The sequence below is a fragment of the Streptomyces sp. NP-1717 genome (assembly GCF_022695985.1).
Classification (GTDB): domain Bacteria; phylum Actinomycetota; class Actinomycetes; order Streptomycetales; family Streptomycetaceae; genus Streptomyces.
This window is the reverse complement of record NZ_JAAPBF010000293.1, coordinates 1-7,488: the sequence shown is the minus strand read 5'-3', so window position 1 is coordinate 7,488 and position 7,488 is coordinate 1. Positions and strand designations below refer to the sequence as shown.

Below are 7,488 nucleotides of genomic sequence, written 5' to 3'. Positions count from 1 at the left end.
CCGGCAGGCGCGAGGAAACAACGAGGTGAGAAGCCGTATGTTCACCACCCGCCCCACCCTCCAGGGCACCTTCGGCATGGTGTCCTCCACCCACTGGCTCGCCTCGCAGTCGGCGATGGCCGTCCTGGAGGACGGCGGCAACGCCTACGACGCCGCCGTGGCCGCCGGGTTCGTCCTGCACGTCGTGGAGCCGCACCTCAACGGACCGGGCGGCGAGGTGCCGATCATCCTCGCCCCCGCCGACGGCGAGGTCCGGGTCCTCTGCGGCCAGGGACCGGCGCCCGCCGGGGCCACGGTCGAGCACTACCGCTCCCTCGGCCTCGAACTCGTCCCCGGCACCGGACCGCTCGCCGCCGCCGTGCCCGGCGCCTTCGACGCGTGGATGCTGCTGCTGCGCGACCACGGCACCAAGTCCCTCGCGCAGGTGCTGCGTTACGCCATCGGCTACGCCGAGGACGGCCACGCGCCCGTCGAGCGGGTCGGCCAGACCGTGGAGAGCGTCCGCGAGCTGTTCGAGACCGAGTGGCACTCGTCGGCCGACATCTACCTGCCCGGCGGCGAGGCGCCCGCCCCCGGAGAGCTGTTCCGCAACCCCGCCCTGGCCGCCACATGGCGCCGTCTGACGACCGAGGCCGAGGAGGCGGGCGGCGACGACCGCGTCGCCCAGATCGAGGCCGCGCGCTCCATCTGGCGCACGGGATTCATCGCCGACGCGCTCATACGCCAGTCCGGCCGCCCCACCCTCGACACCAGCGGCGCCCACCACACCGGCACCCTCACGGCCGCCGACCTGGCGGGCTGGTCCGCGACGTACGAGACGCCCGCGACGTACGACTGGAACGGCTGGACCCTCTGCAAGGCCGCCGGCTGGAGCCAGGGCCCCGCCCTCCTCCAGCAACTCGCCCTCCTGCCGCCCGTACCCGATCTCCCGGCGTACGGCTCCGCGGAGTACGTCCACCTCCTTACGGAGGGCTGCAAGCTGGCCATGGCCGACCGCGAGGCCTGGTACGGCGATGCCGCCGACGTCCCCCTCGGCACGCTGCTCTCGGAGCCGTACAACACGGAGCGTCGCGCCCTGATCGGCGACAAGGCCTCCTACGAACTGCGCCCCGGCAGCCCCGACGGACGCACGCCCAACCTCAGCGCCCACGCCACCGCCGTCGCCGCCGGAGAGGCCGGCTTCGACGCCCTCGGTGTACCGGCCGCGGGCGCGGGCGAGCCGACCGTCGCCCGCGACGGCGCGACCCGCGGCGACACCTGCCACCTCGACGTCGTGGACCGCTGGGGCAACATGATCGCCGCGACGCCCAGCGGCGGCTGGCTCCAGTCCAACCCCGTCGTGCCCGAACTGGGCTTCCCCCTCGGCACCCGCCTCCAGATGGCCTGGCTGGAGCACGGGCTGCCCAACTCCCTCACGCCGGGCCGCAGGCCGCGCACCACGCTCACACCGTCCGTCGCCCTGCGCGACGGCACACCCGTCCTGGCCTTCGGCACCCCCGGCGGCGACCAGCAGGACCAGTGGCAGCTCCACTTCTTCCTGGCCGTCGCGCTGCGCCCGCACGTGCGCGGCGTACTCGACCTCCAGGGCGCCATCGACGCGCCCAACTGGCACAACGACAGCTTCCCCAGCTCCTTCTTTCCGCGCGGGATGCGGCCGGGCAGCGTCACCGTGGAGCCCGCCATGGACGCGTCCGTCGTGGACGGGCTGCGCGGCCGGGGCCACGACGTCACCGTCGGCGAACCCTGGTCGGAGGGGCGGCTCTGCGCGGTCGCCAGGGACCCGCGCACGGGAGTGCTGCTCGCCGCGGCCAACCCGCGCGGCATGCAGGGGTACGCCGTGGGCCGGTGAATGCCGTGCGGTGGCCGGACGCCCAGCCGCCATCGAGCCGTCATCTCCGCTCCCACCTGCGTTGTCGCACCTCTGTGGTTCTCTTGAGGCATGATCGATGACTTCCTGAACGGTGACCTTTCCACTGTCGAGGCGGCGGTGCGCGACGCCGCCGCCGCCGAGATCATGCCGCGCTACCGGCAGCTCGCCGCCCACGAGATCGTCGAGAAGTCCGGCCCGCACGACCTGGTGACCAGCGCCGACCGGGGCGCCGAGGAGCACCTGACCGCCGCCCTGACGGCGCTGCTGCCCGGCTCGGTGGTGGTGGGCGAGGAGGCGGTGCACGCCGACCCGGCCGTGTACGGGGCGCTGAGCGGCGACGCGCCGGTGTGGATAGTCGACCCCGTCGACGGCACCCGCCAGTTCGTCCGGGGCGAGCCCGGTTTCTGCATGCTCGTCGCGCTCGCCCAGGGCGGCGAGGTGCTGGCCTCCTGGACGTACGCGCCCGCGACGGACGAGATGGCGACCGCCGTACGGGGCCGGGGCGCCCGGCTGGACGGCGTCCCGCTGCGCTCCGGCGCCCCCGCCCCCGACGCGGTGCTCGACGTCGCGACGTCGCACCCGGACTACACGACCCCCGAGGAGAAGCGGGCGCTGCTGGGCGTCCTGAACGCCGACGACATCGCCGCGCGGCCGTGCGGGTCGGCGGGGCTGGAGTATCTGGACATCGCGCGCGGCGCGCTCGACGCGATCGCCTTCAGCTGGGAGCTGGCCTGGGACCACGCGGCGGGCCTGCTGCTGGTGACGGAGGCCGGCGGCGCGCAGATGACGCTCACGGGCGAGCCGTACCGGATCACGGGAGGCAACGCGCTGCCGTTCACGGCGGCCCGGGACACGGCGAGCGCGCGGCGGGTCCGGGAGCGCCTGCTGGCGGGCGCACCGACGCGGGCGGAGGCGGGCGCCGAGGCGGCTCCCGGGGCCGGGGCGGCTCCGGGAGCCTGACGCACCGGGGGCCCGTCGCCGGAGCAGCGCGGTCCGCACGCAGGGCGGGGCCCGCGCCCACCGGTGCGGTGCATCGCGAGGCGGAAGCCTGCTTCTGTGGACGGACCGGCCGCACTCGGCCGCTTCCGGCAGCGTGGCAAGGCACCGTGCCGGGCGTCGCGGGCACGGCGGGACTCCGACGACAGGCCCTGGTGGCTGGTGTGTCGCACCGCATCCGTCGCCCCGCCGACGGCGTGTCAGAGGCCAGGAATATCCTGGTTCCCCTGGCCATCGGCTGACGAAGGAGTCCGAAGGTGCCGTCGATGCTCGATGCCGTCGTCGTGGGGGCGGGCCCCAACGGGCTGACCGCCGCGGTCGAGCTGGCCCGGCGCGGATTCTCCGTCGCCGTGTTCGAGGCCCGTGACACCGTGGGCGGGGGAGCGAGGACCGAGGAGCTGACGCTGCCCGGCTTCCGTCACGACCCGTGTTCCGCCGTGCACCCGCTGGGTGTGGGCTCGCCCGCGTTCAACGACATGCCCCTCGGACGGTTCGGCCTGGAATGGCTGCACCCCGAGCTGCCGATGGCGCACCCCTGGGACGACGGCACGGCCGCCGTGCTGTCCCGCTCCGTCGCCGAGACCGCCGCCTCCCTGGGCCCGCGCGACGCGGGGGCCTACCGCCGGCTCCTCGCCCCCTTCCTCGGCAAGTGGGACGCGTTCTCGCGGGACTTCATGTCACTGCCTCCCCGGGGCCTGCCGCACGACACCCTCACGCTCGCCCGCTTCGGGCTCGCCGGGATCCCGTCGGCCAACCTCCTGATGAGGCGCTTCAAGGACGAGAAGGCCAAGGGACTGTTCGCCGGTCTCGTCGCCCATGTCATCGCCCCCCTGAGCGGGATCGCGACCGGCGGTGTCGGGCTGATGTTCGCGCTCGCCGCGCACGAGAACGGCTGGCCCCTGCCGCGCGGCGGCTCCCAGGCCATCTCGGACGCGCTCGCCGGCTATCTGCGCGACCTCGGTGGCACGGTCCACACCGGATTCGAGGTCAAGAGGCTCGACGACCTGCCCCCGGCCCGGGCGTACGTCTTCGACACCACGCCGACCGCGCTCGCCCGGATCGCGGGCCTCGGCAGGGTGTACGACTCGTTCAAGTACGGCCCCGCCGTGTTCAAGATCGACTACGCCCTCGACGGACCCGTGCCCTGGACGGCGGAGGCCGCGCGCCGGGCCGGCACCGTCCAGGTGGGACCCACGAAGGGGGAGATCAGCAGCGCGCTGAACCTGGCGTACGGCGGCAGCGCCCCCGCCACGCCGTTCCTGATCACCGCCCAGCCCAGCCTGGTGGACCCTTCCCGCGCTCCCGAGGGCAAGCATGTCTTCTGGGCGTACGGCCATGTTCCGCACGCCTGGGAGGGCGACCTCACGGGCGCGATAGAGCGGCAGATCGAGCGATTCGCGCCCGGCTTCCGGGACCGCGTACTGGCCCGCGCGACCGCCGGCCCGCCGGAGCTGGCCGCCCGTAACGCCAACTACGTGGGCGGGGACATCGCCAGCGGCTCCGTCGCGGGTCTGAAGCTGCTGGTGCGTCCGAAGCTCTCCCTGTCGCCGTACAGCACCCCGCACCCGGCGGTCTTCATCTGCTCGTCCTCGACCCCGCCGGGGCCGGGCGTGCACGGCATGTCGGGCCAGAACGCGGCGAAGGCGGTGTGGCGCAAGCTGCGGGCGGCTTGAGGCGCTGCGCGCCGCCGTTGTGTCCTCAATCGCCGGGCGGGGCTGCGAATGCAGCCCGTCCGGCGATTGAGGACGAACGGGCACGCCCAGGTTGATGTCGGATTCTCGCCAGCCCCCGCCACCCCGCGTCACCGATGCTTGACCCATGCACACCGACACCGAGCGCTGCTTGCGTGCCGTCCGCTCCAAGGACGCGCGATTCGACGGATGGTTCTTCACCGCCGTCCTGACCACCGGTATCTACTGCCGTCCCAGCTGCCCGGTCGTGCCCCCCATGGCCGGGAACATGGTCTTCCACCCGAGCGCGGCCTCCTGCCAGCAGGCCGGATTCCGTGCCTGCAAGCGCTGCCGGCCCGACACCAGCCCCGGCTCGCCCGAGTGGAACGCCCGCGCCGACTCCGTCGCACGCGCCATGCGGCTCATCCATGACGGGATCGTCGACCGTGAGGGCGTCTCGGGACTCGCCGGGCGGCTCGGCTACTCGCAGCGGCAGATCGAACGGCAGCTGCTCGCCGAACTCGGCGCCGGCCCCCTCGCCCTCGCGCGCGCCCAGCGGGCCCAGACCGCGCGGCTGCTCATCGAGACCACCACCCTTCCGATGGCGGAGGTCGCCTTCGCCGCCGGCTTCTCCTCGATCCGCACCTTCAACGACACCGTCCGTGAGGTTTTCGCGCTCGCCCCGACCGAACTGCGGGCACGCGGCGCCCGGCGGCCGGACACCACCGCCCCCGGCCCCCGGACACCCGGCGTGATCAGCCTGCGGCTGCCCTTCCGCGCACCGCTGACCCCCGACAACCTCTTCGGTCACCTGGCCGCGACCGCGGTCCCGGGCGTCGAGGAGTGGCGGGACGGCGCGTACCGGCGCACGCTCCGCCTTCCCTACGGACACGGCATCGTCGCCCTGACACCGCGCCCCGACCACATCGCCTGTCGGCTCGCGCTGACCGACCCGCGCGACCTCACCGTCGCCATCAGCCGCTGCCGCCGCATGCTCGACCTGGACGCCGACCCGGTCGCCGTGGACGAGCAGCTGCGCACCGATCCGCTGCTGGCCCCGCTGGTCGACAAGGCGCCCGGCCGCCGGGTGCCGGGCACCGTCGACGCCGCCGAGTTCGCCGTACGCGCGGTGCTCGGCCAGCAGGTCTCGACCGCCGCCGCGCGGACGCACGCCGCCCGTCTCGTCACGGCCTACGGCACACCCGTGGACGACCCCGAGGGCGGTCTCACCCATCTCTTCCCCACGACCGGCGCGCTCGCCGCGCTGGACCCCGAATCCCTCGCGCTGCCGCGCAGCCGCCGCGCCACACTCACGACCCTGGTCGCCGCACTGGCCGACGGCACGCTGACGCTCGGCACGGACAGCGACTGGGACGAGGCCAGGGCGCGGCTCCACGCGCTCCCCGGATTCGGCCCCTGGACCGTCGAGGTGATCGCGATGCGCGCGCTCGGCGACCCGGACGCCTTCCTCCCCGGAGACCTCGGTGTCCGGCGGTCCGCGCAGGCACTGGGGCTGCCGTCGACGCCCGCCGCGCTCACGGCGCGCGCCGCCGCCTGGCGGCCCTGGCGCGCGTACGCCGTGCAGTACCTCTGGGCCACCGAGGACCACGCCATCAACATCCTCCCCGCGTAAAGGAGTTCACTCCATGACCAGATCACACACGGTGATCGACAGCCCGTACGGGCCGCTGACCCTGGTGGCGACCGAAGGGGTGCTCAGCGCCCTCTACATGACCGAGCAGCGCCACCGCCCGCCGCAGGAGACGTTCGGCGAGGTGGACGCGAGTCCGTTCGGCTCCGTGATCGACCAGCTGGAGGAGTACTTCGCGGGCGAGCGCACCGAGTTCGACGTGCCGCTGCGGCTGGACGGCACCCCGTTCCAGCGCGGCGTCTGGGAGCAACTGCGGGCGATCCCGTACGGGGAGACCCGCTCGTACGGTCAACTGGCCGACGCCCTGGGCAAGTCGGGGGCGTCGCGCGCGGTCGGACTGGCCAACGGGAAGAACCCCGTGGGCATCATCGTGCCGTGCCACCGGGTGATCGGCTCCACGGGCGGCCTCACCGGATACGGCGGCGGACTGGACCGCAAGCGCCGCCTCCTGGCCTTCGAGGGCGCGGCGCGGACGGGGACGGGCGGCGCGGGCACCCTGTTCTGAGCCGGGCCCCCGGCCCCGCGCGTCCTCCTGCCGTCAGCTCGCGTGGAACCGCGTCAGCAGCGTGGGCAGCGCCGTACCGATCGGCTCGCGGATGATCTCGTCGGCCTGCTCGTCGTACGGCGTCGGCTCCGCGTTCATCACGATGAGCCGCGCGCCGTGCTCGGCCGCGATCCCCGCCAGCGAGGCGGCGGGCTGCACCTGGAGGGTCGACCCCACTGCGATGAAGACGTCGCACGCCTTGGCGATCGACATGGCCTGCCCGAGGACCTGCGGATCCAGCCGTTCGCCGAACATCACCGTCGCCGACTTGAGGACGGCGCCGCACACGGTGCACGGCGGATCCTCCTCGCCCGCCTCGACGCGGGCCAGCGCCTCCTCCATGGAGGACCGCGCCCCGCACCCTGTGCAGACCACCGCCCGCGCGGTGCCGTGCAGTTCGAGCACCTTGCGGGCGGGAGTCCCGGCGAGCTGGTGGAGTCCGTCGACGTTCTGCGTGATCACCCGGACCGCGCCGTCGCCCACCCGGTCCAGCTCGGCGACGGCACGGTGCGCGACGTTCGGCTCGGCACGGAACGTCGGGCTGTCACGGCGCATCCGCCAGGAGCGGCGGCGGATCTCCGGGTCGTTCATGTACGCGTCGTACGTCACCAGCTTCTCGGCGGAGGGGTCACGCCGCCACACGCCGTTGGGCCCGCGGTAGTCGGGGATGCCGGAGTCCGTGGAGATCCCGGCGCCGCTGAAAATCGCGACGAGAGTCATGCCGCGAGGGTATGCGGCGGAGCCGGGGACGGGCGAC

At 73.9% G+C, this 7,488-nt stretch carries 6 protein-coding genes; 5 read left to right on the top strand and 1 reads right to left on the bottom strand.

The window, feature by feature from the left end; translation table 11 throughout:
- Positions 1 to 37 precede the first annotated feature (37 nt).
- The 5 genes from GXP76_RS32495 to GXP76_RS32475 all read left to right on the top strand — a co-directional run bounded on the left by GXP76_RS32495 (position 38) and on the right by GXP76_RS32475 (position 6,692).
- The gene (locus GXP76_RS32495; protein WP_242575209.1) at positions 38 to 1,849 is read left to right on the top strand and encodes a gamma-glutamyltransferase family protein; all 1,812 of its coding nucleotides are present in this window, start codon (positions 38 to 40) and stop codon (positions 1,847 to 1,849) included.
- Between the two features lie 90 nt (positions 1,850 to 1,939).
- Complete coding sequence (locus tag GXP76_RS32490; protein ID WP_242575208.1) at positions 1,940 to 2,830, top strand: inositol monophosphatase family protein; 891 nt, start codon at positions 1,940 to 1,942, stop codon at positions 2,828 to 2,830.
- A 293-nt stretch (positions 2,831 to 3,123) separates the two neighbouring features.
- Complete coding sequence (locus GXP76_RS32485) at positions 3,124 to 4,539, top strand: NAD(P)/FAD-dependent oxidoreductase (protein ID WP_242575207.1); 1,416 nt, start codon at positions 3,124 to 3,126, stop codon at positions 4,537 to 4,539.
- 145 nt (positions 4,540 to 4,684) lie between these two features.
- The gene (locus tag GXP76_RS32480; RefSeq protein ID WP_242575206.1) at positions 4,685 to 6,169 is read left to right on the top strand and encodes an AlkA N-terminal domain-containing protein; all 1,485 of its coding nucleotides are present in this window, start codon (positions 4,685 to 4,687) and stop codon (positions 6,167 to 6,169) included.
- A 13-nt stretch (positions 6,170 to 6,182) separates the two neighbouring features.
- Positions 6,183 to 6,692, top strand: a complete 510-nt coding sequence (locus GXP76_RS32475) for a methylated-DNA--[protein]-cysteine S-methyltransferase (protein WP_242575205.1) — start codon at positions 6,183 to 6,185, stop codon at positions 6,690 to 6,692.
- Positions 6,693 to 6,725: 33 nt separating this feature from the next.
- Here the strand turns inward: GXP76_RS32475 and GXP76_RS32470 are convergent, their stop codons facing one another.
- Positions 6,726 to 7,451: a Sir2 family NAD-dependent protein deacetylase gene (locus GXP76_RS32470; RefSeq protein WP_242575204.1), complete on the bottom strand. Its 726-nt coding sequence runs from the start codon at positions 7,449 to 7,451 to the stop codon at positions 6,726 to 6,728.
- Positions 7,452 to 7,488: the final 37 nt, after the last annotated feature.

Excerpts from the sequence above, each read along its gene's own strand:
- GXP76_RS32495 (WP_242575209.1), top strand. The coding sequence starts at position 38 with ATGTTCACCACCCGCCCCACCCTCCAGGGCACCTTCGGCATGGTGTCC.
- GXP76_RS32490 (WP_242575208.1), top strand. The coding sequence starts at position 1,940 with ATGATCGATGACTTCCTGAACGGTGACCTTTCCACTGTCGAGGCGGCG.
- GXP76_RS32480 (WP_242575206.1), top strand. The coding sequence starts at position 4,685 with ATGCACACCGACACCGAGCGCTGCTTGCGTGCCGTCCGCTCCAAGGAC.
- GXP76_RS32475 (WP_242575205.1), top strand. The coding sequence starts at position 6,183 with ATGACCAGATCACACACGGTGATCGACAGCCCGTACGGGCCGCTGACC.
- GXP76_RS32470 (WP_242575204.1), bottom strand. The coding sequence starts at position 7,451 with ATGACTCTCGTCGCGATTTTCAGCGGCGCCGGGATCTCCACGGACTCC.